This is a genomic window from Kerstersia gyiorum (assembly GCF_004216755.1).
Taxonomy (GTDB): domain Bacteria; phylum Pseudomonadota; class Gammaproteobacteria; order Burkholderiales; family Burkholderiaceae_B; genus Kerstersia; species Kerstersia gyiorum.
Genome location: NZ_SGWZ01000001.1, coordinates 470,248 through 494,448, shown reverse-complemented (window position 1 = coordinate 494,448; position 24,201 = coordinate 470,248). Strand labels below are relative to the sequence as shown.

Below are 24,201 nucleotides of genomic sequence, written 5' to 3'. Positions count from 1 at the left end.
TTCTGGCTCCCGGCAATCTGTCTTGAATGAATGAACATGCGAATTTCCAATCCGCTTGGCTGCGGGGTCAATAGCCCAACACCGGGTCCACGGTATTGAGCAAATCCTGCCCGGCGCGCAGCCGCGCCACGTTGTCGGCCACCTGGCTGATCACGGCCTCCCAGGACGCCATGGTGGCCATGTGCGGCGTAACGACCACACCTGGCATGTGCCAGAACGGATGATCCTCGGGCAGCGGCTCGCGCGCGAAAACATCCAGCACCGCGCCGCGCATATGGCCGCTGGCCAATGCATCGACCAGATCCTGCTCCACCAGGTGCGCGCCCCGGCCGCAATGAATCAGCGCCGCCCCCGGCGGCAATGCAGCGAACAGGCGCCGGTTCAGAATGCCGCGCGTGCTGTCCGTCAGCGGCAACAGGCAGACCAGGATGTCGCAGCCCGCCAGGAACTCGTCGAACTGCGCCGCGCCGCTGTATGCCTGCACACCTTCCAGCTGACGCGGCGTGCGTGACCAGCCGCGCACGGCATAGCCCCGCTGCACCAAGCCCTGCGCCACGTGCCCGCCCATTTCGCCCAGCCCCATGATGCCCACGCGGCACGTGGAGGCATGGGTCTGCAACGGCCGGAGCCACTGCGCCTGGCGCTGCTGGGCCAATGCCCGGTCCAGGCTGCGGTGGAAATACAGCACGCTCCACAGCACGTACTGCAACATGCCTTCAGCCAGGTCCGGGTCCACTACCCGGCATACCGGCAGGCCGCGCAGATCCTGGCCTGCCACCACGTTATCCACCCCGGCCGCAATGCTGTGCACCAGCTTCAGCCTGGGCATGCCGGCATAGACCTCATCCGGCACATCCCAGCACACGGCCAGTTCGGCCTGCGCATGGCGTGGGTCAGGCCACTCGACGACCTCCAGGCCGGGAATGGCCGCTTCCAGCTGCGGCTTGAGAAACGACAGGTCGAAAGAGCGGCTCAGCAAAGCAGCCGTCAGTGTGTCGGCACCTTGCGCAGCGTTCGATGATGCTTGCGTACGTTCAGTCATGGATGCGACTTTCCTCTATCCAAAAATTCATGCATTCCCATTTCACTGCAGCCTCATCACGCCATGCCTGGCGTGGCCTGCATACCGCCGGCCTGCAGGCGTTCATCCATCAGGCGGCTGTACCACTGCTGGCCCGGAATCGCCTGCACCAGACGCTGGGTATAGGGATCTGAAGGCGCGTCGAAAATACTGGCGGCCGGCCCGTACTCCACCACCTTGCCTTTGTGCATGACCGCCACGCGGTGGCAGATCTGGGCCGCCACGCGCAAATCGTGGGTGATGAAGATCATCGCGATATTCAGGCTGCGTTGCAGGTCTGCCAGCAAGGCCAGCACCTGCTCCTGCACCGACACGTCCAGGGCCGACACCGATTCGTCTGCCACCAGAAGACGTGGCTCCAGCGCCAACGCACGGGCGATTCCGATGCGTTGCCGCTGCCCGCCGGAAAACTGGCCGGGGTGCCTGTCGTAGGCCGAGGCTTCCAGCCCCACCCGTTCCAGCAGCGCACGAGCGCGCCGCTCGGCCTCGGCCATGGGCACGCCATTGGCGCGCGGCCCGTCGGTAATGATGCGGCCGACTGTATGACGCGGATTGAGCGAAGCAAAAGGGTCCTGGAAAATCATCTGCACATCCTTGCGCAGTGGCCGGAATTCGCGCTCGCTCATGCGCGTGATATCGACGCCGCCGAAATGGATGGCGCCGCCATCCACATGAGTCAGGCGCAGCAGGCACTTGCCGATGGTGGATTTGCCCGACCCGGATTCCCCCACGATGCCCAGTGTTTCCCCTTGGTGCACCGCGAAGCTCACATCATCGGCAGCCACAACCTCGCGGCGCGTGCCCAGCAGCCGGCTGCCGCTGGCATAGACCTTGCGCAAGCCATCCACCCGCATCACGCAACCCTCGTTCATGTCTGGCAACGCCGTACCGCGCCGTCCCGGCACAGCGGCGATCAGCTTGCGTGTATACGGATGCTGGGGCTTCTCCAGCACCTGGACGGCCGGGCCCTGTTCGACCAGCACGCCGCGCTCCATCACCGCCACGCGGTCGGCGATCTCGGCCACCACGCCGAAATCGTGGGTCACGAACACGACTCCCATGCCCTTCTCGCGCTGGATGCGCTTGATCAACGCCAGGATCTGCGCCTGAGTCGTCACGTCCAGAGCCGTCGTAGGTTCGTCTGCAATCAGCAGGCCCGGCTCCAGCGCCAGCGCCATGGCGATCACCACCCGCTGACGCTGGCCGCCGGAAAGCCGGAACGGATAGGCCTTGTACAGCGTGGCAGGCTCTGGCAGACCGACGAATTCCAGCAATTCCAGCACCCGCTGCACGCCTTGCGGGCCGGGGTAGGCCTGGTGCACACGCAGCACCTCCAGTATCTGGTCGCCCACTGTCATGACCGGATTGAGCGCCGACAGCGGCTCCTGGAACACCATGGCGATTTCTCGGCCACGCAACTTGCGCATGTCCTCTTCGCCGGTCTGCAACAAATCACGCCCGCGAAACAGGATGCGGCCGGCCTCCGGCTGCAGGTAATCCGGCAACAGGCCCATGATGGCATTGGCGCTCATGGATTTTCCCGAACCGGATTCCCCTACCAGGCAGAGAATTTCTCCGGCGTGGACGTCATAGGACACATCCCGCACCGCATAGGGCCGGTCGCTACCGCTGGCAGGCAAGGCGATGCTGAGGCCCTGCACCTGCAACAGTGCCGCTTGCGGCAGCGCGGCGGAAGAACTGTCATGCGGGCCAGGCGCGGTGGCTGGCGCGTGACTGCGCGCTGCGAAGAACTGCAGGTCGCGCCTGTCTGCGCCGCCCTGCATCTGTCGCAGCAAACCCGCGTTGGCACTCGTATGGCTCGTATTCATTTCGTGTTTCCCCTTGGCTCGCACGGTTCACTCGCCACGCCGGCGCAGGTGCGGATTGAGCGCGTCATTCAGCCCTTCGCCGATCAGGTTGATGGCCAGCACTGTCATCAGGATCGCCACTCCCGGTGCAATGCTCAGCCACCAGGATTGCCGGATCACACTGCGCGCGGCGCCGATCATGAAGCCCCAGCTCATCTGGTTGCGGTCGCCCAGCCCCAGGAAGGACAGTGCCGCTTCCGTCAGGATGGCGGTCGCCACCATGAAGGAGCCCATGACGATGATGGACGACATGGCATTGGGCAGGATCTGCGTCAGCACGATGCGGCTGGGGCGCTGGCCTATCACCACCGCCGCCTGCACGAATTCACGCTCCCGCAGCGACATGAATTCGCCACGCACCAGCCGCGCCACCGGCGGCCATGACACCAGCGCAATCGCGCCCACCACCGAATAGAGCGAAGGGTTGAGGATGGCGACCACCAGCACGGCCATCACCAGCTGCGGAATGGTCTGGAAAAACTCCGTGACCGCCATCAGGGCATCGTCGATCAGACCGCCGGCATAACCGGCCACCGCCCCGACCAGCACGCCAACACTGAGCGCCACGCCCGTCGCCACCAGGCCTACTGTCAGCGACACCCGGGCGCCATAGATCAGGCCTGCCAGCACGTCACGCCCCAGCATGTCCGTGCCCAGCGGATGAGCCATGTCGGTAAACGGCAGCAGCATGGGCCGCGCCACGATCATCCATGGCGACTGCGAATAAAGCAGTGGCCCCAGCAGCGCCACCAAAGCCACCAGCGCGAAGAACGCCAGCCCTGCCACGGCACCGTAATTACGCAGGTAATGTTTGCTCAGCGATTTCATGATTTCGCTCCGTTGGCGCCTATCCGCGGGTCCAGCACCCGGTACACCAGGTCCGCCATGAAGTTGAAGAACACCACCATGGCCGAAGTCACCAGGAAGCCGCCCAGCAACAGTTGATAATCACGTTGCAACAAGGCATCGAACATCAGCCTGCCCACACCGGGCCAGCCGAATACGGTTTCAGTCAGCACCGCGCCGCCTGCCAGCTGGCCCAGTTGCACGCCAGCGAAGGTAACCACTGGCATCAGCGCATTGCGCATCACGTGCACCCGCAGGACGCGTCCGCGCGGCACGCCCTTGGCGCGTGCCGTCTTGACGTAGTCCATGCCCATGACTTCCAGCATGGAAGCGCGGATCAGGCGCGCATATACCGCCATGAAAAACGCCGCCAGGGAACAGGCCGGCAGCACCAGGTGGCGGCCGATATCCAGCACTTTTTCCCACCCGACATAGCTGGCGGCCACGCTTTCCATGCCGAACGCCGGGAACCAGCCCAGGATGACGGAAAAGATGATCACGCTCAGCAGCGCCAGCCAGAACAGCGGCGTGGCGTACAGCAGCATCGCCGAGGACATTACCAGGCTGTCGACCCAGCGGTGCCGGTTGCGAAACCGCGAACGCGCCGCCAGTGCGCCCAGCGCCACGCCGGCCACAATGGAAATCACGAAGGCTGCCGCCATCAGCAGCAGCGTTGCCGGCAGGCGTTCCATGATGAGGTCGAACACCGGCACATGGTTGCGGTAGGAATAGCCCAGGTCCAGCTGCACCGCCCCCTTCAGATAAACCCACAACTGCGTCAGCAAGGGCTGGTCCAGCCCAAACTGCGCGCGCAGCGCCTCGACAAATGCCGGGTCACTCGCACCCGACTCCCCGGCCAGCACGGCAGCAGGGTCGCCCGGCGCCATGCGGATCAGGAAAAAATTGATGACAACCACACCCAGCATCACCATCAATGCTTTGAACAACCGCGTCGTAAGGAATGAAATAAACATCGGATACCTCGCGTCCAGTTGCCTGGCGCGGCCCCCCTGGCCGCGCCAGCTCGCTTATTGCTGCGCGTACTACTCGATGGATACGGTATCCAGGGATTCAGTCAGGCTATGGCCCGAGCTCACCGGATTCTTCACGTTCGATTTGGAAACCGTGCCGAATTCGATATCCATCAGCCAGTTGTTCGCCACGTCCCGCGCCAGGATTTTCTGCAGGTCGCTGTAGTACGCTGCACGCTTGGCCGGGTCCAGTTCCTGTCCAGCCTTGTCCCACAGGGCGTCGGCCTCGGGGTTGCTGTAGCCCTGGTTGTTGGCAAACGGGCTGCCCTTGGAAATATTGCGTGTCACGTACAGCCGCTCCACGCCCAGGGCCGGGTCCCCGTACTGGTAAGGCAGGTTGAAGGTGATGTCGTAATCCCAGTTGCTGACCTTGCTGGCCCAGGTACCGCCGTCGCTGGCTTCGATTTCGACACGGAAGCCGATCTGCTCGAGCATCTGCTTGGTGTATTCCAGCAGGCGGTCATAGTTGCCGCCGAGCGCCATGTTGAGCAGCTTCACCGGCCGCGCGCCGACATCCACGCCCGATTCCTTGATCAATGCCCGGGCCTTGTCGAGATCGTAGGGATACTGCTGCACATCCTTTTCAAAGAACAGTTCCGTCTTGGCGAACGGCCCGGTTGCCGGCCAATTCAGGCCTTCGAAAATCACATCAACGATGAACTGCCGGTCCAGTGCATGCTGGATCGCCTGGCGCACCTTGACGTTATCGAAGGGCGGCTTGCGCAGGTTGAGCTGCAGGTGATAAGTGGGCGAGAACAACTCCCAGCCCTTGGCCGTGTAGTCCACGCCATCCATGCCCTGCAGGCGCTTGAGGTCGGACACTTCCAGGTCGCCGCTGCGCAACACCTGCACCGTGCCATTCTCGAAGGCCACCACACGGGAGGCCGCATCCGGCATCATGTAGAACACCACGCCATCCAGGTACGGCAAACCGGGCTTCCAGTAATCCGGGTTACGTTCAAGCCGCAGGTAGGAACCGCGCTTCCATTCCTTGAAGCGGAACGGGCCGGTGCCGACCGGCTTCTGGTTGGCCGGATTGCGGGCGAAGTCCGTACCCTCGTACAAATGCTTGGGCATCATCGGCATGGTGCCGGACTCGAACATGTAGATGAACGGCGGGAAAGGCTTCTTCAGCTTGATCTCGACCGTGTGTGCATCCTTGGCCGTCACTGACTCAAGATAGTTCTTCAGCACCAAACCGGTGCGCACATGCACCGCCGGCAGCAATGTGCCAATGGTGAATACCGCATCATCGGCGGTAAATGGCTGGCCGTCGTGCCATTTCACCCCTTCCTGCAACTCGAACACATAGCTCAGGCCATCGTCGGAAACCGTCCAGGATTTGGCCAGTTCAGGACGCGGCTTCAGGTCGCCGTCGTAGGTCAGCAAACCCTGGAAAACCTTGCTGCCCATGTATTGCGCCGCCACCATGGAATTCATGGCCGTGACGATGGACGGAGGTTCCGGGTTGGCAACCAGGCCCAACGTGCCGCCACGTGTCTGCGCCTGCGCTGCCGTGCCCGCCATCATCATGGGCACCAGGGCCAGCGCCAAGCCGCACACAAATTTCCGTGGAAAGGAATTGAGGTTTTTCATCATGGTCTCATCGTCCATAAATGACAACACTGTCGAAAAGCGGAGCACGCCATCATCAGGATCGGCAATGCCTCGCCACCATTCGGAAAAGCCCAGGGCTACAGAATGAATGCCTCGCCTGGCTCCACCCCGAAGGGAGGGCAGCGCGCCGGCCGGGCCACATGTGAAATCAGTCCGTCGCACGCTGTCATCACACAGTACGCGTCATGTGGACCGGTAAAAAGCGCCACTTCAGCCTTTCTTCGTGGTACCACTTGGCACGATTCTTGCTAGGGTTTTCCCTGTCACCCTGCCACTTTCGACGTCGCTATCGTGCTGCTTTCCGACTACCTGCTCCAGTACCTGGATTACGACAAGTTGTCGCCCCACGGGCCGCTCAACCGGCAGATCTACGACCTGCTGCGCCAGGCCATCCTGAAGGGCATGTGGCCCCCGAATACGCGCATGCCGTCCACACGCGCGCTGGCCGACGAGCTGAAGCTGTCGCGCAATACCGTGCTGCATGCTTTCGATCAATTGCTGGCTGAGGGCTACCTGATCAGCCGGCCTGGCAGCGGAACGTATTTATCCGACACCCTGCCCGGCCACGTCCCCGACCGCCTGCTGGTAGCGGGCGAAGCCCAGCCCGCGCCAGATCCAGGCCTGTCACGGCGCGGGCTGCTGGTGCTCAAGGATGCCGCCATCGTCGAAAGCCCTTCCGGCGCTTTCGCGCTGGGGATTTCCGACACCGACCATTTCCCGCACGCGGCCTGGGCCCGCATGATCGGGCGTCACTGGCGCTATTGCCGCCGCGACCGCCTCAACTACGCCCACCATGGCGGCTACTACCCGCTACGCCAGGCCGTCGCCGAACACCTGCGCCTGTCGCGCTCAGTGAACTGCACGCCGGAACAGGTCATCATCACGACCAGCATCCAGCAATCCATCGCGCTGGTCGGCCAGATGCTGGCCGATACCGGCGACCGGGTCTGGGTGGAAGAGCCGGGTTATCGCCCGGCTCGCAGCCTGCTGCAGGCACAGGGCCTGGAGCTGGTGCCGGTACCAGTGGATGCAGAAGGGCTGACGCTGCAAGGCGAGCTGATGCTGCACCCGCCGCGCCTCATCTATGTCACGCCATCGCACCAATTCCCGCTGGGAATGGTGATGAGCCTGGCGCGCCGCCGCCGGCTGCTGGAATACGTGCGCCAGCACGATGCCTGGGTGCTGGAGGACGACTACGACAGCGAGTTCCGCTTCGAAGGCCGGGTACTGGCATCGCTGCAGGGCCTGGACGAACATGGCCGCGTGATCTACATGGGATCCCTGTCCAAAACCCTGTTCCCCGGCATCCGCACCGGTTATCTGGTCCTGCCCGAAGCCATCGCTGCACAATGCGCCGACGGCTACGCCGAACTTTTCCGCGACGGACAACTGGTCCAACAGGCGGCGCTGGCCGAATTCATCTCGCAAGGCATGTATGCCGCCCACATCCGTCGCATGCGCCAGCTCTATGCGCGCAAGCAGACGCTGCTGCGCGCCGCCATCACCAGGCGGCTAGGCGCGGACTGGCCGGTTTCCGCCCATGAGGCCGGGCTGCACCTGGTGCTGCACCTGCCGCCCGACAGCCCGCCCGGCACGGACCAGGCCGTCGTGCTCGAGGCACGCCGCCAGGGGCTGGTCGCTCGGGCGTTGTCCTCACACTATGCGGGCACTTCCACGCCCTGTCAGGGCCTGCTGCTGGGCTATGCAGGCGTTCAGGAAAGCCAGATCGTGCCGGCCTTCGAACGGCTGGCACGGATCATCGAGCAAAGCCTGTCGGCGCACCGGGAAGCCACCCCGGCCTGAAGCGGCCGTCATGAGTCGCACCCAGGGGGAGCGCACCGGATACAACACCGGCTTGGCCCTCACTCAGTCGGCCTGGATCATCGCGGCAAATTCGCGGAACAGCGCCTGATTGGGGTCGCACCAGCGGTCTATCATGTCGAAGTGATGGCCGTCCGGCTGCGGCACGACAGTCACCGCCATGCCCCGCTCCCGGCAGGCCTGCGCATAGGTATCCTGCTGCCGCTGGAATTCCTGAGACTCATCCCCGCCTACCGACAGGATCAAGGGCAGCCCCTGGCGTGGCAGGCGGTACAAGGGACTGTTGCGGCGCGCCTGAACAGTATCCAGGCCCACCACGGCATTGAGGAAGCACAGCCGGATGGGCTCCAGTTCATACACCCCACTGAGCGCGCAGCCGCCGCGCACGATATCCTCGCGCACGCCCAGCGCTGCCCAATCCGTCGCCATCAAGGTTGCCACCAGATGGCCGCCCGCCGAACTGCCGGCGATATAAATACGGTCACGCGCAATGCCCAGCGCCTGCGCCTGGCCATCCAGCCAGGCCACGCTGGCACGCAGGTCATCGACAATCTGGTCCATGTTCACTGCCGGCGCCAGGCGGTAATTCACCAGCGCCACATGGCAGCCCAGAGCCTGATAGGCCGCCGCGGTATAGCCAAATGCCGACTTGTCCTGTGAACGCCAATAGCCGCCATGAATGAACAACACCACCGGTGCTTTCTGGGCACCGCATGAGAAAAAGTCGATTTCCTGCAAGGCGAATGCGCCATACCTCAGCACCTGCAACCGCCCCTCGGCCTGCGCCTGCTGCCGGGCTGCCGCACTGTCCGCATCCCAGCGCGTGAAGATGTCCTTGTAGCCAGGGATCATCCCCAGGATGTTGTATTGGGCGCCCAGCGCGGACTGATCATATGTCCCGTAAACGGGATGGTTAGCTTGTTCCAAGACTTGCCCCCTGAAAACAGTGAAGAACGCCTGCGTCCGGCAATACCGGCATGCATGCGGGCCACGGACGGCAGCACTGGCGCACCACTCGCCCTGCCCCGCTATCTTGCGGCTGCCATTCCAGCGCATCTATCTCATCAAGGCCATTCACTATCGTGATCAGGCCATAGCGTTTCGTCCGGGTGTCGACAGGCCCGCTCTGCCACGACCGCTCAGGCGTGTCCTGCCTGGCATCTGGCATAGGCCGAAGGGGTCATGCCTACCTGCCGCAGAAACATCGCGCCGAATGCGCTGGCAGAGGCATAGCCCAGGTCCAGCGCGACCGCCCCGACGGTCCGGCCCGACGCCAGGCGTTCCAGCGCTGCCAGCAGCAGCAACTGCTGGCGCCAGGCGCTGTAGCTCAGCCCCGTTTCACGGGGGAAAAGCCGCGTCAGCGTACGCTGACTGAGCCCCGACACCCGGGTCCAGTACGCCAGCGGCGCACGGTTGCCCGGATCACGCAACAAGGTTTCACACATGCGTTGCAGGCGCCGGTCCGCCGGCATCGGCAGCCGCAGCGCCAATCCCGGCTGGTGCTGTATCTCCCGCACGGTCAGAGCCATCAGCAAGGCATGGCGGTCGTCAGTGGACGGTTCCCTGGGAATGGCCAGGACGGCCGCGCTCAGTTCGCGCAGCAAGGGGGGCACCGCCACCAGCCGGCAACCCTCTGGCATGCCGGCCTGCCAGAGCCCGGGCGCGATATACAGGCTGCGCACCCGCGCCGGCCCGAAATAGCGGTTGTCATGCGTCAGCCCGGCAGGCAGCAGCAAGGCATGATGCTGCGGCACCAGCCACTGCTGCGTCCCCACCCGCACTGCCAACGCGCCTTCCAGCACCTGCAGGAACTGGATCCGGGCATGGCTGTGCTGCATGCCTTGCGCCGCATGGGAAAACACTGCCTCCACACCGACCAGCAAGCAGCTCTGGTCCTCAAGGCTCCGAACATGGTTCAGCACGCGCTGCGCTGCCTGTGCATCGGCGCTCTCTGCCTGTCGTCCTGCCGGCACCTGCCCACTTTTCCGGTTCATGCCTCGTCCCCCTCGCCATCAAGGGCTAAACTCACACAAAGCGCGCGCCGATGCAAGCCCCCGGCATGCGCCGATATCAAGCCGCCGGCCCAATACCATTTCCTTCCCGCGCGCCTGCCGTGCCAAGGCCGCCCATACGGACCTGCCATGACCACCCTGCCCCCCGATTGCGAACTCCTGCTCAGCACTTTCCCTGATCTGGCACTGGCCCAGGCCGTTGCCGACGAGCTGGTGCTAGGCGGCTTCGCGGCCTGCGTCCAGATTGGTGCCCCGGTGCACTCCACCTATTCATGGGAAGGTAAGCTGGAGCACGCCACGGAGTACCCGCTCCAGGCCAAGTTGAGCCAGGCGCAACGTGCCGGCGCCATCGCCACCATCCAACGGCACCACCCCTATGCCGTCCCGGAAATCATTTGCCTGCCCATCAGCGCGGGCCTGCCCGCCTACCTGGAATGGATCACGGCTTGCTCTACCCCGGCGCCCGCCGGCCCGCAAGCATGAGCCACATGACGCAGAACCGGCCCGGGCGGCCAGGGCTGCAACTGGGCTTGCTGCTGGCCCTGGCGCTGCTGCTATGCCTGTCGCTGGCCCGCCCCGCGCAGGCCCAGCCGACCTCGGCGCTGCCCGGCAATACCTTGCCCGGTTTCTTCCCGACCAAGCCCGCCCTGCTGCCCGAAGAAGAAGCCTTTGCGCTAAGCGCTGGGATCGACGGCCAGCAGCGCCTGGTACTGGACTACACCATCGCGCCCGGCTACTACATGTATCGCGAAAAGCTGGCCTGGCACTGGCTCTCGGCTGCCGGCGCGCAAGCCGCCAGCGCAGCCTTGCCCACCGGCGGCGAAGTGTTCGATACGACCTTCCAGCGCGACATGGAGGTCTACCGCGACCGGCTCGAAATCATCGTCCCCATTCCTGATCTGCCGGGCCACCCGCCGCTGGCCTTCATTGCCGACAGCCAGGGCTGCGCCGAAGACCGCCTGTGCTACCCGCCTTTGCGCCAGCGCCTGCAACTCGAAGACGACGGCCAAGGCAACTATCGCATCGCTGCCCAGGAAACCCTGGAGGACGCACTGGCGCCCCTGTCCAGCCTCCAGACAGACCTGCCCGCCCCTGGCGAGGCCGCCACATCGGTACGCAGCGCACCGCAGAGCGATACAGCCCCAATAACCAGTGCTGGCCCGGCCGGCGCTGCCAGCACTAGCCCTGCTTCCTCTGCCGCTACCGCTTCCGCAACGCCTGCGGCGCCGCCCCTGAGCGGCAGCGACCTGGACATGGCCCGGCGCCTTGGGGCCGCTGACGGCCAGCTGGGTCTGCAATTGCTGAGCTTCCTGGGGCTGGGCCTGCTGCTGTCGCTGACCCCCTGCGTCCTGCCCATGCTGCCCATCGTATCGGCCATGCTGCTGTCTTCGCCAGCGGGCACGCTGACCCGCGGCCGTGGCCTGGCGCTTGCTGCCGCCTATGTGGCAGGCATGTCGATCATTTACACCCTGATGGGCATCCTGGCGGGCGCCACGGGCGCGGCACTCTCCAGCTGGCTGCAGATGCCCTGGCTCATCGGCCTGTTCTCGTTGGCGCTGGCGCTGCTGGCGCTGGCGCAGTTCGACGTTTTCACCTTCCAGATGCCCGGTGCGCTGCAAGGCCGCCTGGGCCGTATCGGACAAGGTGGAATCGCCAACAGCCTGCCACGCGCAGGCCTGCTGGGCGCCGTCTCCGCCCTGGTGATAGGCCCATGCGTCGCTACCCCGCTGGCCGGCGCGCTGTTGTACCTCTCGCAAAGCGGTGATGTCATGCGCGGCGGCCTGTCGCTGTTTGCCATGGCCTGGGGCATGGGATTGCCCCTGCTCCTGCTGGGCTTGCTGGCAGGCCGCTGGCGGCCCCGGCCCGGTCCCTGGATGGAACGTATCCGCCAATTGACCGGCCTGCTGCTGCTGGGCACTGCCTGGTGGCTGGCCAGTACCTTGCTGCCGGGTGCGCTGGCATTGGCCGGCTGGGCAGCCCTGGCCTGCTTTGCTGCCGTGCTCATGGGCGCCTTCGAAGCGCTGCCTCGGCCCATCCAGCCCGGCCCTGCCGCACTGAAGACGGCAGGCCTACTGCTGGCAGGCGTGGCTCTGATCTGGCTGTTCGGTGCGGCCAGTGGCGGCCGCGACCCCCTGGCACCGCTGGCGGCCTGGAACCGCCCCGCTGCGCAGCAGGAAGCTCCGCTGGTCTTCACCGACATCGCCAGCACCCGCGAACTGGACGCCGCGCTGGCAGCCAGCAGCCGTCCCGTCATGCTGGACGTCTATGCCGACTGGTGCGCGATCTGCCACGAAATGGAACGCGACACACTGTCCGATCCGGCCGTGCAGGCGGCGTTGCAACACTTCACGCTGCTGCGCCTGGACGTGACGCGCGCCAGCGCCGCTGACCGTGCGCTCATGAAGCAATTGCGCATTTTCGGCCCCCCCGCCATGCTGTTCCATGATGCAGGCGGACAGCCTAGGGAAGATGCACGTGTCATCGGCTATATGGGGCCTGCAGAATTTCTTGCGGTACTGGAGCGCCTGCGTTGAACCTGGCGCAGGCGGCATTGGCCAGGGCTCTCCCGCCAAGCGCCAAGAAAATGAAACAGGCCCTGCGGCAGAATGCCCGCAGGGCCTGGCCGTACCTGGCTATCTCTCCTGAGCAGCCCCGAGAGCGGATCAGGAGCGCGAAAACAGCAGGCCCAGCCCGGCCGTGCCCAGGAACAGGCCGCAGAACTTGTTGAATCGCCCCATATTGCGCGGTGTCTTGAGCCAGCCGCCGAGATATACGCCCATAAAGGCGTACAGGGCGATGGCCCCCCACTCCAGCACCAGGAACACACCGCCCAGCATCAGCAGTTGCTCGGCCACCGGCTGGGTATGATCGACGAATTGCGGCAGCAACGCACCGAAAATCAAAATGGCCTTGGGGTTGCTGATCGCCACCATGAACTCGGTACGCATCAGTTGCCCCAGCGATTCATGATGCTTCACGCCGGAAAGATCGGGATCAAAGCCACCCACCTTGGCGCGCCACAGCTTGACGGCGATGTACAGCAGATAGGCAGCCCCGACGAACTTCACCACCAGGAAAAACGTCGCGGAAGCGGCCAGCAAGGCCGCAAGGCCCAGCGCCGACAACACGATCAGAATGGCGAAAGCAGCCTCTCGTCCCAAGCCTGCACCCACCGCCTTGCGGAACCCGTAGCAGGCGCCATTGTGCACGCTGAGCAAATTGTTCGGCCCCGGCACCAGGTTCAGAGCGAAACAGGTGGGAACAAAAAACAGCAGACTGGTGAGCGTCATTTCCTATCCTATCAACCAGGCCAGAACGGCGAAAACCCCGCCCGGGAACACGTCGGCCACAAATGCCGCGGCGTGCTCCCGGACGGGGCAACACAATAAGTATGAACCTTTGCCAGCCGTTTGGCGAGCCTTGGGCCAGCCCCCGGGCCGAGTGTCCTCTTTTCACGACGCGGCCGGGCAAAAATAAAGGCGGCGACCGTCAGAAACGGTCGCCGCCTGGCATCAGCGCAAGCTGATGTACGTCTTATTCCTGATCGGCAGCTTGAGCTTGCTCGTCGGCCTCGACTTCAGGACGATCCACCAGTTCCATGAACGCCATCGGGGCGTTATCGCCCTGACGGAAACCCATCTTCAGCACACGGGTGTAGCCGCCATTGCGGGCAGCGTAGCGCGGGCCAACGACTTCAAACAGCTTGACCACGGCGTCGCGATCACGCAGACGGGCGAAAGCCAGGCGCTTGTTGGCCAGGGTGGGGTTCTTGCCCAGCGTGATCAGCGGCTCGATGACGCGACGCAGTTCCTTGGCTTTCGGCAAGGTGGTCTTGATCGCTTCGTGCGTGATCAGCGAGACAGCCATGTTGCGGAACATGGCAAGGCGGTGGCTGCTGGTGCGGTTCAGCTTACGCAGGCCGTGACGGTGACGCATGGTATTTCCTTTGAATCTTGAATGAACGGTGCCTGGGCACCAAGTTAACCGGCTCTTCTATCACCCCTTGCGGGGCGCGGTCCGATGGAATGAATGGCATGCAAACATGCCTGTACTGCCAGGGATTCCGGAAGACTGGCTTCCGGCCAGGGACGAAAAAGCTGCCCTGGAACGGTACGCCGGACGATGCTGCTACCCGGGGGACCGGCCGCCATGCAAGGCACGGCGGCTGAAATCAGCAAGGTCCCGGCACACGGCCGGGACCTGGTTCAGACTCAGGGACGCTCGAGGCCCAGGGGCGGCCAGTTTTCCAGCTTCATGCCCAGGGTCAGGCCGCGTGCGGCCAGCACTTCCTTGATTTCGTTGAGCGACTTGCGGCCCAGGTTCGGGGTCTTGAGCAGCTCGTTTTCGGTACGTTGGATCAGATCGCCGATGTAGTAGATGTTTTCGGCCTTCAGGCAGTTGGCCGAACGCACCGTCAGCTCCAGGTCGTCCACCGGACGCAGCAGGACCGGGTCGATCTGCGGCGCGCCAGCGCGGCTGGGCTGTTCGTAGGCGGATTCGCCCGGGCCTTCCAGCGCGGCGAACACGGAGATCTGGTCCATCAGGATGCGGGCCGATTGGCGCACCGCTTCCTCGGGCGTGATCACGCCGTTGGTTTCGATGTCCAGCACCAGCTTGTCCAGGTCGGTACGCTGCTCGACGCGGGCGTTTTCGACAGCGTAGCTCACGCGGCGCACCGGGCTGAACGAAGCGTCCAGCACGATACGGCCGATGGATTGCGAACGGTCGTCAGCCAGGGCGCGCACGTTGCCGGGCACATAGCCTCGGCCTTGCTCGACCTTGATCTGCATTTCCAGCTTGGCGTTGTCGCTCAGGTGGGCCAGCACGTGATCCGGATTGATGATTTCGACATCATGCGGCAGTTCGATGTCACGCGCAAAAACGTCGCCAGGGCCTTGCTTGCGCAGGGTCAGGGTGACTTCTTCACGGCTGTGCAGCTTGAACACGACGCCCTTCAGGTTCAGGATCAGGTCGACCACGTCTTCCTGGACGCCTGGCAGCGTGGAGTACTCATGCACCACACCGGTGATCTGCACTTCAGTCGGCGCATAACCGGTCATGGACGACAGCAGGATGCGGCGCAGCGCATTGCCCAGCGTGTGGCCGTAGCCGCGCTCGAAGGGCTCCATGATGATTTTGGCATGGGTGGCGCTGAGCGTTTCGACTTCGATCGCACGCGGCTTCAGAAAACCTTGGACGGACATGAATGTTCCTTGATCAATACCCTCGGCTCGTTACACCGATAAGGCTGACGGAAAAAAGAAAGAAATAGACCTGCGAATCTCGAGGACTGCAAACCAGGCGCTACCGGTGCCGCCACCACTGGGGCGACAGCCATCCTGGCGGATGACACGGCGGACTGCCTGTTGCATGGGCACTATCCAGGGCAAGCCTGGCGGTGCACATGCAACAGGCAGCCGGATGCAAAAGCACACGGCTGCCAGACAAGCATCGAAGTATAGCGCACCGCCACCGGAATGGCAGTGCCCAGACCCGATAATCGCGTCGATTAACGCGAGTAAAGTTCCACGACCATGGATTCGTTGATGTCGCGAGCGACGTCAGCACGATCCGGGACGGACTTGAAGGTACCGACCAGCTTGGTGGCGTCAACTTCCACCCACTGGGGGATGCCTTGGCTGGCAGCCAGTTCCAGGGCTTCCTTGATGCGAGCCTGGCCCTTGGCCTTCTCGCGCACGCCGATCACGTCACCTGCCTTGATCAGCATGGACGGGATGTCAGCCGTGTGGCCGTTCAGTTCGATGGCGCGGTGAGCCACCAGCTGGCGGGCTTCAGCACGCGTGGAACCGAAGCCCATGCGGTAGACGACGTTGTCCAGACGCGATTCCAGCAGTTGGATCAGGATTTCGCCGGTGTTGCCACGACGGCGATCGGCTTCTTCGAAGTACTTGCGGAACTGTTTTTCCAGAACGCCGTACATGCGCTTGAGCTTTTGCTTTTCACGCAGTTGCAGGCCGTAGTCCGACGTACGGGCACCGGAGGTGCGGCCGTGCTGACCGGGCTTGGAATCCAGCTTGCACTTGGATTCCAGCGAACGGCGGGCGCTCTTCAGAAACAGATCGGTACCCTCGCGACGCGAGAGCTTGCACTTGGGGCCAATGTAACGTGCCATTTGGTTTTCCCTTAAATACGACGGCGCTTAGGCGGACGGCAGCCGTTGTGCGGCACCGGCGTGATGTCAGCAATGCTGGAGATCTTGATGCCCAGCGCGTTCAGCGCGCGCACCGAAGATTCGCGGCCGGGACCAGGTCCCTTGATGCGGACTTCCAGCGTCTTGATGCCGTACTCGATCGCCACGCGACCGGCGCTCTCGGCAGCAACCTGCGCCGCGAACGGGGTCGATTTACGCGAACCCTTGAAGCCGGCGCCACCAGAAGTGGCCCAGGCCAGGGCATTGCCCTGACGGTCGGTGATCGTGATGATCGTGTTGTTGAAAGAAGCGTGAACGTGGGCGATACCGTCCGATACGTTCTTCTTGACCTTTTTACGGACGCGCGCGGCGCCGCTCGAAGCTTTGGCCATGATGTCTATCCTTGATTATTTCTTCAGAGACGCTGCGGCGCGACGCGGACCCTTGCGGGTACGAGCGTTCGTGCGAGTGCGCTGACCGCGCACCGGCAGGCCACGCTTGTGACGCATACCACGATAGGTACCCAGGTCGATGAGGCGCTTGATGGACAGCTGCACTTCACGACGCAGGTCACCTTCGACCGTGAAGACACCAACGTGCTCGCGGATGCGCTCCAGCTCGGCGTCGGTGAGGTCCTTAACCTTCTTTTCGACAGGTACGCCTGCAGCTTCGCAAATCTTGCGAGCGCGGGTACGACCAATGCCGTAGATGGCGGTCAGGCCGATCTCGGCGTGTTGTTGCGGCGGAATATTGATGCCAGCAATACGGGCCATGACTGTTCCTTGAATAAATCCGTTGCTAATGACCGGCTAAGCCGATCTGAATCCTGTTTCCCTGTACCCCGACCGGATCACTTGGACCGGAATACGATCCTGGCACGTGAAAGATCATAGGGCGTGAGCTCCACTGTGACCTTGTCACCCGGCAGAATCCGGATGTAATGCATGCGCATCTTGCCGGAAATGTGGCCAAGAACTACATGGCCGTTTTCCAGCTTGACGCGGAAAGTTGCGTTGGGGAGGTTTTCTATGACCTCGCCCTGCATCTGAATGACATCGTCCTTTGCCATTTTCTGCTACCACTCTACTAGCGCAAGGGTCGGTTCCCGCCCTTGAAGTTCGCCTTCTTGAGCAGAGAGTCATATTGATGAGACATCATGTAAGCCTGGACCTGGGCCATGAAATCCATGGTCACGACCACCATAATGAGCAGGGAAGTTCCGCCAAACAGGAACGGGACATTCCAACGCATCACCAAGAACTCGGGAATCAAGCACACCAGCGTGATATACAACGCGCCTGCCAGAGTTAGGCGCATGAGGATCTTGTCGATATATCGCGCAGTTTGCTCACCAGGACGAATCCCCGGCACAAAAGCACCGCTCTTCTTGAGATTGTCCGCAGTTTCACGGCTGTTGAACACCAGGGCCGTGTAGAAGAAGCAGAAAAAGATGATGGCAGTGGCGTACAGGGTGACATACAGCGGCTGACGCGGTTGCAAAGCCGCAGCCAGGTCACTCAGCCAACGCATGCTCTCGCCAGTGGCAAACCAGCTTGCCACCGTGGCGGGCAACAGAATGATGGACGAGGCGAAGATCGGAGGGATCACACCAGCCATATTCAGCTTCAGGGGCAGATGCGAGCTCTGGCCACCATAAAGTTTGTTGCCCACCTGGCGTTTCGCATAGTTGACGGTGATCCTGCGCTGCGCACGCTCAACGAACACCACCAACGCCGTGACGGCGATGGACAGCGCAACGATGAACAACGCGGCAGGCACCGACATAGCACTGGTACGCACCAGGTCCAACAAGCCACCGACTGCCGAAGGCAGCCCGGCCACGATACCGGCGAAGATCAGGATCGAAATGCCGTTGCCCAGGCCACGCTCGGTGATCTGCTCGCCCAGCCACATGATGAACATGGTGCCGGTGACCAGCGTCACGACGGTCGTGAAACGGAACAGCATCGCACTGGTGCCTGCAAGGATCAGGCCTTGCTGCGATTCCAGGGCCACCGAGATACCGATGGCCTGCGCCAGTGCCAGCACCACGGTGAAATACCGCGTGTACTGCGTGATCTTGCGGCGCCCTGCTTCGCCTTCCTTCTTCAGCGCTTCCAGCGACGGAACCACCACGGACATCAACTGCATGATGATGGACGCGGAGATATAGGGCATGATGCCCAGCGCGAAGACGGAAAAACGCTCAAGCGCCCCGCCAGAAAACATGTTGAACAGGCCCAGGATCCCACCCGAGTGCTGACGGAACAAGTCCGACAGCGCATCGGGGTTGATACCAGGAACGGGAATATGCGTGCCGAGCCGGTATACAACCAGCGCGAGCAACAGGAACACCAACCGACGCTTCAGATCGCCGTATCGGGGTCCGGTCTTGCCCAGTGCCTGCGCTTTAGCCACACATCACCTCGTGATCAAGCCAGCGAGCCGCCGGCCGCCTCAATGGCGGCGCGAGCGCCGGCCGTCGCCGTGATGCCTTTCAGGACCAGCTTGCGCGTCAGTTCGCCAGACTTCACGACCTTCGCGAAACGCACGGCCTGACCGACCACACCGGCTTGCTTCAGCACTTGCACATCGACTTCGTCGACGGGCAGGCCTTGCAGCTCGGACAGGCGGACTTCAGCATAAAGGTGACGATTCAAGGATTTGAAGCCACGCTTGGGCAGGCGGCGTTGCAGCGGCATTTGGCCGCCTTCAAAACCGACCTTGTGGAAACCACCGGTACGGGATTTCTGACCCTTGTGGCCACGGCCGGCGGTCTTACCCAGGCCGGAACCGATACCACGACCAACGCGGCGGCGGGCGTGCTTGCTGCCTTCAGCCGGGGCCAGGTTATTGAGTTGAATTTCCGACATCGTATTTCCTTAGACGTCCGAGACGGTAACGAGATAATCGACCTTGCGGATCATCCCACGCACTTCCGGCGTATCGACCAGCACCTTGCTGCTGTTCAAACCGCGCAGCCCCAGGCCGCGAACCGTATCACGGTGCGACTTGTGGGTGCCGATGACCGAACGCACCAGCGTAACCTTGATTTGCTTCTGAGCCATGACTTACCCCAGGATTTCTTCGACGGACTTGCCGCGCTTGGCAGCAACTTCCGCCGGCGTCTGGGCCGCGCGCAGACCATTCAGCGTGGCGCGAACCATGTTGTAGGGGTTGCTCGAGCCCAGGCTCTTGGCAACCACGTTACGGACGCCCATCACTTCGAAGATGGCGCGCATCGGGCCGCCGGCGATGACGCCGGTACCTTCGGCTGCCGGCGAGATCAGCACCGTCGAGGCGCCGTGCTTGCCAACCACCGTGTGATGCAGCGTGCCGTTCTTCAGGGGCACCTTGAACAGACCGCGACGGGCCTGTTCCATTGCCTTCTGGACGGAAACCGGCACTTCGCGGGCCTTGCCCTTGCCCATGCCGATACGGCCATCGCCATCGCCAACCACGGTCAGCGCAGCGAAGCTCATGGTGCGGCCACCCTTGACGACCTTGCTGACGCGGTTGACCGCGATCATCTTCTCGCGGAAGCCGTCGTCGATTTCCTTCTCAGCGGCGTTCTTGCCTTGTACTTTAGCCATTTGACAATCCCTCGCTTAGAACTTGAGACCGGCTTCACGCGCGGCTTCGGCCAAGGCCTTCACACGACCGTGATAACGGAAACCCGAGCGGTCGAAAGCAACGCTTTCGATGCCAGCGGCCTTGGCCTTCTCGGCCACGCGCTTGCCAACCAGGGTCGCAGCGGCGACGTTGCCGCCATTGCCTTCCAGCAGCTTGCGGACTTCGGCTTCCTGGGTGGAAGCGCTGACCAGCACGCGATTGCCTTCCGGCGAAATGATGTTTGCGTAAATGTGCAGGTTCGAACGGAAAACCGTCAGGCGATGAGCGCCCAGTTCGGCAATTTTCCGGCGGGTAGGCACCGCACGACGCAAACGGGAAAGATTCTTGTTCATGATATTTCCTTGCTTGCGCGATTACTTCTTCTTGGTTTCCTTGATCGCCACGTATTCGTCAGCGTAGCGCACGCCCTTGCCCTTATAGGGTTCCGGCTTGCGATAGGCGCGAATCTTAGCGGCGGTCTGGCCCAGCACCTGCTTGTCGGCGCCCTTCAGCACGATTTCGGTCGGCGTGGGGGTTTCGGCCTTGATACCAGCAGGCAGCGGGTGCACGATGTCGTGCGAGAAACCGAGTTGAAGCTTGACCGCGTCAGCTTGGGCCTGGGCACGGAAGCCCACGCCAATCAGCGTCAGCTTGCGCTCGAAGCCCTTGCTCACACCAGTCACCATGTTGGCGACCAGAGCGCGCAGGGTGCCGGACATGGCATTGGCGTGGCGGCTCTCGTCAGCAGCGGCGAACGACAGGTTGCCGTCTTCCTGCTTGACCACCACATTGCCGTCCAGCGCTTGCGTCAGGCTGCCCAGGGGGCCCTTGACGACGATCTGTTCCTGGCTCAGGGTAACTTCCACACCCTTCGGCAGTTCAACGGGGTATTTTGCAATACGTGACATTCGAATCTCTCCTTAGGCCACGTAGCACAGCACTTCGCCGCCCACGCCATTGGCGCGAGCCTTGCGGTCGGTCATCACGCCACGCGAGGTGGAGACGATGGCGACGCCCAGGCCGTTCATGACCTGAGGAATGCTGGTGCGACCCTTGTAAATACGCAGACCGGGGCGCGACACGCGCTCGATGCGCTCGATCACGGGACGGCCAGCGTAATACTTCAGGGAAATTTCCAGCTCGGGCTTGGCCGAGCCACCCTTGACTTCGAAACTCTCGATATAGCCTTCGTCCTTCAGCACAGCAGCAATTGCCACTTTCAGCTTCGAGGAGGGCATGCTCACCGAGGCCTTGTCAACTTGCTGCGCATTACGGATGCGAGTCAGCATATCGGCGATGGGATCGCTCATGCTCATAATTGAATCTCCTACCAGCTGGCCTTGGTGACGCCAGGAATCTCACCACGCATTGCGTATTCACGCACTTTGTGACGAGCCAGGCCAAATTTGCGGAACACACCGCGGGGACGACCGGTCACGGCGCAACGGTTGCGCTGGCGAGTCGGGTTCGCGTTGCGCGGCAGCTCTTGGAGCTTCAGGCGCGCTTCGTAACGCTCTTCGTCGGTCTTGGAGGTATCGTCGATGATCGCCTTCAGCGCAGCGCGCTTGGCGGCGAACTTGGCGGCCAGCTTGGCACGCTTGATATCGCGATTGATCAGGGAAAGTTTAGCCACGTATCGCCCCTTAGTTGCGGAACGGGAAACGGAACGCCGTCAACAGCGCCTTTGCTTCCTCGTCGGTCTTGGCAGTGGTCGTGATACTGATGTTCAGGCCACGCAGCGCGTCGATCTTGTCGTATTCGATTTCGGGGAAAATGATCTGTTCCTTGACCCCGACGTTGTAGTTGCCACGACCATCGAACGCACGACCGGAAATACCACGGAAGTCACGCACGCGCGGCAGAGCCACGGTGACCAGACGGTCCAGGAATTCGTACATGCGTTGACCACGCAGGGTCACCATGCAGCCGATCGGATAGTCTTCACGGATCTTGAAGCCGGCGATAGCCTTGCGGGTCTTCGTGATGACGACCTTCTGGCCAGCGATCTTGGTCAGATCACCTGCGGCATTTTCAATGATCTTCTTGTCGGCAACCGCTTCGGACACACCCATGTTCAGGGTGATCTTGGTGATGCGCGGCACTTCCATGACGCTCTTGTAGCCGAACTTTTCCTTCAGTTCGGGCGCGATCTTGTCGCGATACAGTTCTTGAAAACGAGCCATGTCAGTTCCTTAAGCCTTGGCGCCGACGATTTCGCCGCTGGAGCGGTATACGCGCACCTTGCGACCATCGACTTCCTTGATCCCGACGCGGTCAGCCTTGCCAGTGGCAGGGTTGAAGATCGCGACATTCGAGATGTGGATGGGCAGGGTCTTTTCGACGATGCCGCCCGTGGTGCCTTGCATGGGGTTGGGGCGCACGTGCTTTTTCACCACGTTGACGCCTTCGACCAGAACGTGGTCGGCATCAAGACGGGCCAGCACGACACCGCGCTGCTTGCGGCTGCGGCCAGCCAGCACGACGACTTCGTCGCCTTTGCGAATCTTGTTCATCGTATGCTCCTTACAGCACTTCCGGTGCCAGCGACACGATCTTCATGAAGCGGTCGGAACGCAGTTCGCGCGTCACCGGTCCGAAGATGCGGGTGCCGATAGGCTCCAGCTTGGCATTGAGCAAAACAGCGGCATTGCCGCCAAAACGGATCAGCGAGCCATCTTTACGGCGCACGCCCTTGGCGGTACGCACGACGACGGCGTTGTAGATCTCGCCCTTCTTGACGCGGCCGCGGGGAGCCGCATCTTTGACGCTCACCTTGATGATGTCGCCAATGGCGGCATAACGGCGCTTGGAACCGCCGAGCACCTTGATGCACATCACTGACCGTGCACCGGTGTTGTCGGCCACGTCCAGCGTGGTCTGCATTTGAATCATGATTGTCCTTGTTCCAACTTAACCGGAATCCATATTGCCCCGCCCCGGATGCCTTGTGGCATCCCGATCCGGCACAACATGCCCCCGCCAGTTTTGGCCCCGTCAGGTTACGGCCGGTGCGTCCAAGACGCTTGCGCCGTCACCCTGGGATGAAAATCCTGCGGATAAAACTACCTGGCCAAAGCCATACTTCAGCAAAACGCCCAGGTAAGCTCACGAATTTAGCACAGAGGCTACTCAAAGTCCACAATATTTCCGAAAACGCAACACTGGCGGACGTCCATGAAAAAAGCAAGCCCTGGCTGGCAAGGCTTGCTTCATGCACTTCCGCCCCTTTCGAAGCGGAAGTGAACATAGCACCGATGGCTTAGATCACGCGAACCGCTTCGATCAGGCGCGTCACGCTCCAGGACTTGGAACGGGACAGCGGACGACCTTCCGCGATTTCGACGATGTCACCTTCGTTGTATTGGTTGGCTTCGTCGTGCGCCTTGTACTTATTGGAACGCACAACGATCTTGCCGTACAGCGGGTGCTTGGTACGGCGCTCAACCAGCACCACGACGGTCTTGTCCATCTTGTTGCTGACGACCTTGCCGATCAGCGTACGCTGACGCTTGGCCGGAGTGGTGTTTTGGGTTTCGCTCATATCAGTTTCCCGCCTTTTCCGTCAGCAGAGTACGCACGCGAGCGATGTCGCGGCGAACCTTGCGGATCTGGCTGTGATTGGCAAGCTGCTGAGTGGCCTTCTGCAGACGCAGATTGAATTGTGCCTTCAGCAGGCTTTCGAGTTCCTTGCCGAGCTCGGCAGCGTCTTTGGCTCGAAGTTCGCTAGCTTTCATGTCGATCTCCTCAAGCACCGATATGACGCGACACGAACACGGTCGAGATCGGCAGCTTGGCAGCAGCCAGGCGGAACGCCTCGCGCGCCAGCTCTTCGCTGACCCCTTCCATCTCGTACAGCACCTTGCCGGGCTGAATTTCAGCAACCCAGTACTCCGGGTTACCCTTACCATTACCCATACGCACTTCAGCGGGTTTTTGCGAGATCGGTTTGTCCGGGAAAATACGGATCCAGATCCGGCCACCACGCTTGATGTGACGGTTGATAGCACGACGTGCAGCTTCGATCTGACGTGCGGTCAGACGACCGCGGCCCGTGGCCTTCAGACCGAATTCGCCGAACGAGACGGCGGTGCCGCGCGTCGCCAGGCCGGTATTACGGCCCTTCTGCTCTTTGCGGTATTTCCTGCGTGCCGGTTGCAGCATG

At 62.4% G+C, this 24,201-nt stretch carries 31 protein-coding genes; 3 read left to right on the top strand and 28 right to left on the bottom strand.

What is annotated here, in order from left to right; all coding sequences use genetic code 11:
• Positions 1 to 67: 67 nt before the first annotated feature.
• The 5 genes from EV679_RS02255 to EV679_RS02235 form a co-directional block, all read right to left on the bottom strand.
• A complete protein-coding gene (locus tag EV679_RS02255) occupies positions 68 to 1,042 on the bottom strand; it encodes a 2-hydroxyacid dehydrogenase (RefSeq protein ID WP_068375410.1) in 975 nt (324 codons plus the stop codon).
• Between the two features lie 56 nt (positions 1,043 to 1,098).
• Positions 1,099 to 2,910, bottom strand: coding sequence for an ABC transporter ATP-binding protein (locus EV679_RS02250; protein ID WP_238591454.1), 1,812 nt, complete (start codon positions 2,908 to 2,910; stop codon positions 1,099 to 1,101).
• A gap of 27 nt (positions 2,911 to 2,937) precedes the next feature.
• Positions 2,938 to 3,777: an ABC transporter permease gene (locus EV679_RS02245; RefSeq protein WP_127775358.1), complete on the bottom strand. Its 840-nt coding sequence runs from the start codon at positions 3,775 to 3,777 to the stop codon at positions 2,938 to 2,940.
• Complete coding sequence (locus EV679_RS02240; RefSeq protein ID WP_130486425.1) at positions 3,774 to 4,769, bottom strand: ABC transporter permease; 996 nt, start codon at positions 4,767 to 4,769, stop codon at positions 3,774 to 3,776. The genes EV679_RS02245 and EV679_RS02240 overlap by 4 nt, the downstream gene beginning before the upstream one ends.
• A 69-nt stretch (positions 4,770 to 4,838) precedes the next feature.
• Positions 4,839 to 6,425, bottom strand: coding sequence for an ABC transporter substrate-binding protein (locus EV679_RS02235; RefSeq protein WP_308219082.1), 1,587 nt, complete (start codon positions 6,423 to 6,425; stop codon positions 4,839 to 4,841).
• A 309-nt stretch (positions 6,426 to 6,734) separates the two neighbouring features.
• Here EV679_RS02235 and pdxR point away from each other — a divergent pair, with 309 nt between their 5' ends.
• The gene (pdxR, locus tag EV679_RS02230) at positions 6,735 to 8,246 is read left to right on the top strand and encodes a MocR-like pyridoxine biosynthesis transcription factor PdxR (protein ID WP_068375401.1); all 1,512 of its coding nucleotides are present in this window, start codon (positions 6,735 to 6,737) and stop codon (positions 8,244 to 8,246) included.
• Positions 8,247 to 8,309: 63 nt separating this feature from the next.
• Here the strand turns inward: pdxR and EV679_RS02225 are convergent, their stop codons facing one another.
• Complete coding sequence (locus EV679_RS02225) at positions 8,310 to 9,191, bottom strand: alpha/beta hydrolase (protein WP_207224884.1); 882 nt, start codon at positions 9,189 to 9,191, stop codon at positions 8,310 to 8,312.
• Positions 9,192 to 9,403: 212 nt separating this feature from the next.
• Complete coding sequence (locus EV679_RS02220) at positions 9,404 to 10,258, bottom strand: AraC family transcriptional regulator (RefSeq protein ID WP_068375396.1); 855 nt, start codon at positions 10,256 to 10,258, stop codon at positions 9,404 to 9,406.
• A 147-nt stretch (positions 10,259 to 10,405) separates the two neighbouring features.
• Here EV679_RS02220 and cutA point away from each other — a divergent pair, with 147 nt between their 5' ends.
• On the top strand, positions 10,406 to 10,759 hold the full coding sequence (cutA, locus tag EV679_RS02215) for a divalent-cation tolerance protein CutA (protein WP_068375393.1): 354 nt from the start codon (positions 10,406 to 10,408) through the stop codon (positions 10,757 to 10,759).
• Positions 10,760 to 10,764: 5 nt separating this feature from the next.
• Positions 10,765 to 12,810 (top strand): protein-disulfide reductase DsbD, encoded by a 2,046-nt coding sequence (gene dsbD / locus EV679_RS02210; RefSeq protein WP_165389935.1) that lies wholly within the window; start codon positions 10,765 to 10,767, stop codon positions 12,808 to 12,810.
• Positions 12,811 to 12,939: 129 nt separating this feature from the next.
• On the opposite strand, the gene EV679_RS02205 is transcribed toward dsbD, so the two are convergent.
• The 21 genes from EV679_RS02205 to rplP form a co-directional block, all read right to left on the bottom strand.
• Positions 12,940 to 13,566 (bottom strand): LysE family translocator, encoded by a 627-nt coding sequence (locus EV679_RS02205; RefSeq protein ID WP_130486423.1) that lies wholly within the window; start codon positions 13,564 to 13,566, stop codon positions 12,940 to 12,942.
• 244 nt (positions 13,567 to 13,810) lie between these two features.
• Positions 13,811 to 14,212 (bottom strand): 50S ribosomal protein L17, encoded by a 402-nt coding sequence (gene rplQ, locus EV679_RS02200; protein WP_068375385.1) that lies wholly within the window; start codon positions 14,210 to 14,212, stop codon positions 13,811 to 13,813.
• Between the two features lie 275 nt (positions 14,213 to 14,487).
• Positions 14,488 to 15,480 carry a DNA-directed RNA polymerase subunit alpha gene (locus EV679_RS02195; RefSeq protein WP_068375382.1) on the bottom strand — a complete coding sequence of 331 codons (993 nt, stop codon included), beginning with the start codon at positions 15,478 to 15,480 and terminating at the stop codon, positions 14,488 to 14,490.
• A 305-nt stretch (positions 15,481 to 15,785) separates the two neighbouring features.
• On the bottom strand, positions 15,786 to 16,409 hold the full coding sequence (rpsD, locus tag EV679_RS02190) for a 30S ribosomal protein S4 (protein WP_130486422.1): 624 nt from the start codon (positions 16,407 to 16,409) through the stop codon (positions 15,786 to 15,788).
• A gap of 11 nt (positions 16,410 to 16,420) precedes the next feature.
• The gene (rpsK, locus tag EV679_RS02185) at positions 16,421 to 16,819 is read right to left on the bottom strand and encodes a 30S ribosomal protein S11 (RefSeq protein WP_068375377.1); all 399 of its coding nucleotides are present in this window, start codon (positions 16,817 to 16,819) and stop codon (positions 16,421 to 16,423) included.
• 15 nt (positions 16,820 to 16,834) lie between these two features.
• Entirely contained in the window at positions 16,835 to 17,200 is a 366-nt protein-coding gene (rpsM, locus tag EV679_RS02180) for a 30S ribosomal protein S13 (RefSeq protein WP_068375374.1), read from the bottom strand.
• Between the two features lie 77 nt (positions 17,201 to 17,277).
• Positions 17,278 to 17,496 (bottom strand): translation initiation factor IF-1, encoded by a 219-nt coding sequence (gene infA, locus EV679_RS02175; RefSeq protein ID WP_068375372.1) that lies wholly within the window; start codon positions 17,494 to 17,496, stop codon positions 17,278 to 17,280.
• 17 nt (positions 17,497 to 17,513) lie between these two features.
• On the bottom strand, positions 17,514 to 18,845 hold the full coding sequence (secY, locus tag EV679_RS02170) for a preprotein translocase subunit SecY (RefSeq protein WP_068375370.1): 1,332 nt from the start codon (positions 18,843 to 18,845) through the stop codon (positions 17,514 to 17,516).
• A gap of 14 nt (positions 18,846 to 18,859) precedes the next feature.
• Complete coding sequence (rplO, locus tag EV679_RS02165; RefSeq protein WP_068375367.1) at positions 18,860 to 19,300, bottom strand: 50S ribosomal protein L15; 441 nt, start codon at positions 19,298 to 19,300, stop codon at positions 18,860 to 18,862.
• Positions 19,301 to 19,309: 9 nt separating this feature from the next.
• Positions 19,310 to 19,495 carry a 50S ribosomal protein L30 gene (gene rpmD, locus EV679_RS02160; RefSeq protein ID WP_068375364.1) on the bottom strand — a complete coding sequence of 62 codons (186 nt, stop codon included), beginning with the start codon at positions 19,493 to 19,495 and terminating at the stop codon, positions 19,310 to 19,312.
• A gap of 3 nt (positions 19,496 to 19,498) precedes the next feature.
• Positions 19,499 to 20,020 carry a 30S ribosomal protein S5 gene (gene rpsE / locus EV679_RS02155; RefSeq protein ID WP_068375360.1) on the bottom strand — a complete coding sequence of 174 codons (522 nt, stop codon included), beginning with the start codon at positions 20,018 to 20,020 and terminating at the stop codon, positions 19,499 to 19,501.
• A 15-nt stretch (positions 20,021 to 20,035) separates the two neighbouring features.
• On the bottom strand, positions 20,036 to 20,392 hold the full coding sequence (rplR, locus tag EV679_RS02150; protein WP_068375359.1) for a 50S ribosomal protein L18: 357 nt from the start codon (positions 20,390 to 20,392) through the stop codon (positions 20,036 to 20,038).
• Positions 20,393 to 20,413: 21 nt separating this feature from the next.
• Positions 20,414 to 20,947, bottom strand: coding sequence for a 50S ribosomal protein L6 (gene rplF / locus EV679_RS02145; protein WP_130486421.1), 534 nt, complete (start codon positions 20,945 to 20,947; stop codon positions 20,414 to 20,416).
• 12 nt (positions 20,948 to 20,959) lie between these two features.
• Positions 20,960 to 21,355 carry a 30S ribosomal protein S8 gene (gene rpsH, locus EV679_RS02140; protein ID WP_068375353.1) on the bottom strand — a complete coding sequence of 132 codons (396 nt, stop codon included), beginning with the start codon at positions 21,353 to 21,355 and terminating at the stop codon, positions 20,960 to 20,962.
• An 11-nt stretch (positions 21,356 to 21,366) separates the two neighbouring features.
• Positions 21,367 to 21,672, bottom strand: a complete 306-nt coding sequence (gene rpsN, locus EV679_RS02135; RefSeq protein WP_068375350.1) for a 30S ribosomal protein S14 — start codon at positions 21,670 to 21,672, stop codon at positions 21,367 to 21,369.
• Positions 21,673 to 21,682: 10 nt separating this feature from the next.
• Complete coding sequence (rplE, locus tag EV679_RS02130) at positions 21,683 to 22,222, bottom strand: 50S ribosomal protein L5 (protein ID WP_068375347.1); 540 nt, start codon at positions 22,220 to 22,222, stop codon at positions 21,683 to 21,685.
• 9 nt (positions 22,223 to 22,231) lie between these two features.
• On the bottom strand, positions 22,232 to 22,552 hold the full coding sequence (gene rplX / locus EV679_RS02125; RefSeq protein WP_068375344.1) for a 50S ribosomal protein L24: 321 nt from the start codon (positions 22,550 to 22,552) through the stop codon (positions 22,232 to 22,234).
• Positions 22,553 to 22,562: 10 nt separating this feature from the next.
• Positions 22,563 to 22,931 carry a 50S ribosomal protein L14 gene (gene rplN / locus EV679_RS02120; protein ID WP_068375341.1) on the bottom strand — a complete coding sequence of 123 codons (369 nt, stop codon included), beginning with the start codon at positions 22,929 to 22,931 and terminating at the stop codon, positions 22,563 to 22,565.
• A gap of 367 nt (positions 22,932 to 23,298) precedes the next feature.
• Complete coding sequence (rpsQ, locus tag EV679_RS02115) at positions 23,299 to 23,580, bottom strand: 30S ribosomal protein S17 (RefSeq protein WP_068375338.1); 282 nt, start codon at positions 23,578 to 23,580, stop codon at positions 23,299 to 23,301.
• Between the two features lies 1 nt (position 23,581).
• On the bottom strand, positions 23,582 to 23,773 hold the full coding sequence (rpmC, locus tag EV679_RS02110; RefSeq protein ID WP_068375329.1) for a 50S ribosomal protein L29: 192 nt from the start codon (positions 23,771 to 23,773) through the stop codon (positions 23,582 to 23,584).
• 10 nt (positions 23,774 to 23,783) lie between these two features.
• Positions 23,784 to 24,200, bottom strand: a complete 417-nt coding sequence (rplP, locus tag EV679_RS02105) for a 50S ribosomal protein L16 (RefSeq protein WP_068375326.1) — start codon at positions 24,198 to 24,200, stop codon at positions 23,784 to 23,786.
• Position 24,201: the final 1 nt, after the last annotated feature.

Coding starts and splice junctions, on each gene's coding strand:
- EV679_RS02255 (WP_068375410.1), bottom strand. CDS start 1,042: ATGACTGAACGTACGCAAGCATCATCGAACGCTGCGCAAGGTGCCGAC.
- EV679_RS02250 (WP_238591454.1), bottom strand. CDS start 2,910: ATGAATACGAGCCATACGAGTGCCAACGCGGGTTTGCTGCGACAGATG.
- EV679_RS02245 (WP_127775358.1), bottom strand. CDS start 3,777: ATGAAATCGCTGAGCAAACATTACCTGCGTAATTACGGTGCCGTGGCA.
- EV679_RS02240 (WP_130486425.1), bottom strand. CDS start 4,769: ATGTTTATTTCATTCCTTACGACGCGGTTGTTCAAAGCATTGATGGTG.
- EV679_RS02235 (WP_308219082.1), bottom strand. CDS start 6,425: ATGATGAAAAACCTCAATTCCTTTCCACGGAAATTTGTGTGCGGCTTG.
- EV679_RS02220 (WP_068375396.1), bottom strand. CDS start 10,258: ATGAACCGGAAAAGTGGGCAGGTGCCGGCAGGACGACAGGCAGAGAGC.
- cutA (WP_068375393.1), top strand. CDS start 10,406: ATGACCACCCTGCCCCCCGATTGCGAACTCCTGCTCAGCACTTTCCCT.
- dsbD (WP_165389935.1), top strand. CDS start 10,765: ATGACGCAGAACCGGCCCGGGCGGCCAGGGCTGCAACTGGGCTTGCTG.
- EV679_RS02205 (WP_130486423.1), bottom strand. CDS start 13,566: ATGACGCTCACCAGTCTGCTGTTTTTTGTTCCCACCTGTTTCGCTCTG.
- rplQ (WP_068375385.1), bottom strand. CDS start 14,212: ATGCGTCACCGTCACGGCCTGCGTAAGCTGAACCGCACCAGCAGCCAC.
- EV679_RS02195 (WP_068375382.1), bottom strand. CDS start 15,480: ATGTCCGTCCAAGGTTTTCTGAAGCCGCGTGCGATCGAAGTCGAAACG.
- rpsD (WP_130486422.1), bottom strand. CDS start 16,409: ATGGCACGTTACATTGGCCCCAAGTGCAAGCTCTCGCGTCGCGAGGGT.
- rpsK (WP_068375377.1), bottom strand. CDS start 16,819: ATGGCCAAAGCTTCGAGCGGCGCCGCGCGCGTCCGTAAAAAGGTCAAG.
- rpsM (WP_068375374.1), bottom strand. CDS start 17,200: ATGGCCCGTATTGCTGGCATCAATATTCCGCCGCAACAACACGCCGAG.
- infA (WP_068375372.1), bottom strand. CDS start 17,496: ATGGCAAAGGACGATGTCATTCAGATGCAGGGCGAGGTCATAGAAAAC.
- rplO (WP_068375367.1), bottom strand. CDS start 19,300: ATGTCGGAAATTCAACTCAATAACCTGGCCCCGGCTGAAGGCAGCAAG.
- rpmD (WP_068375364.1), bottom strand. CDS start 19,495: ATGGCTCAGAAGCAAATCAAGGTTACGCTGGTGCGTTCGGTCATCGGC.
- rpsE (WP_068375360.1), bottom strand. CDS start 20,020: ATGGCTAAAGTACAAGGCAAGAACGCCGCTGAGAAGGAAATCGACGAC.
- rplR (WP_068375359.1), bottom strand. CDS start 20,392: ATGAACAAGAATCTTTCCCGTTTGCGTCGTGCGGTGCCTACCCGCCGG.
- rplF (WP_130486421.1), bottom strand. CDS start 20,947: ATGTCACGTATTGCAAAATACCCCGTTGAACTGCCGAAGGGTGTGGAA.
- rpsH (WP_068375353.1), bottom strand. CDS start 21,355: ATGAGCATGAGCGATCCCATCGCCGATATGCTGACTCGCATCCGTAAT.
- rplE (WP_068375347.1), bottom strand. CDS start 22,222: ATGGCTCGTTTTCAAGAACTGTATCGCGACAAGATCGCGCCCGAACTG.
- rplX (WP_068375344.1), bottom strand. CDS start 22,552: ATGAACAAGATTCGCAAAGGCGACGAAGTCGTCGTGCTGGCTGGCCGC.
- rplN (WP_068375341.1), bottom strand. CDS start 22,931: ATGATTCAAATGCAGACCACGCTGGACGTGGCCGACAACACCGGTGCA.
- rpsQ (WP_068375338.1), bottom strand. CDS start 23,580: ATGAGCGAAACCCAAAACACCACTCCGGCCAAGCGTCAGCGTACGCTG.
- rpmC (WP_068375329.1), bottom strand. CDS start 23,773: ATGAAAGCTAGCGAACTTCGAGCCAAAGACGCTGCCGAGCTCGGCAAG.
- rplP (WP_068375326.1), bottom strand. CDS start 24,200: ATGCTGCAACCGGCACGCAGGAAATACCGCAAAGAGCAGAAGGGCCGT.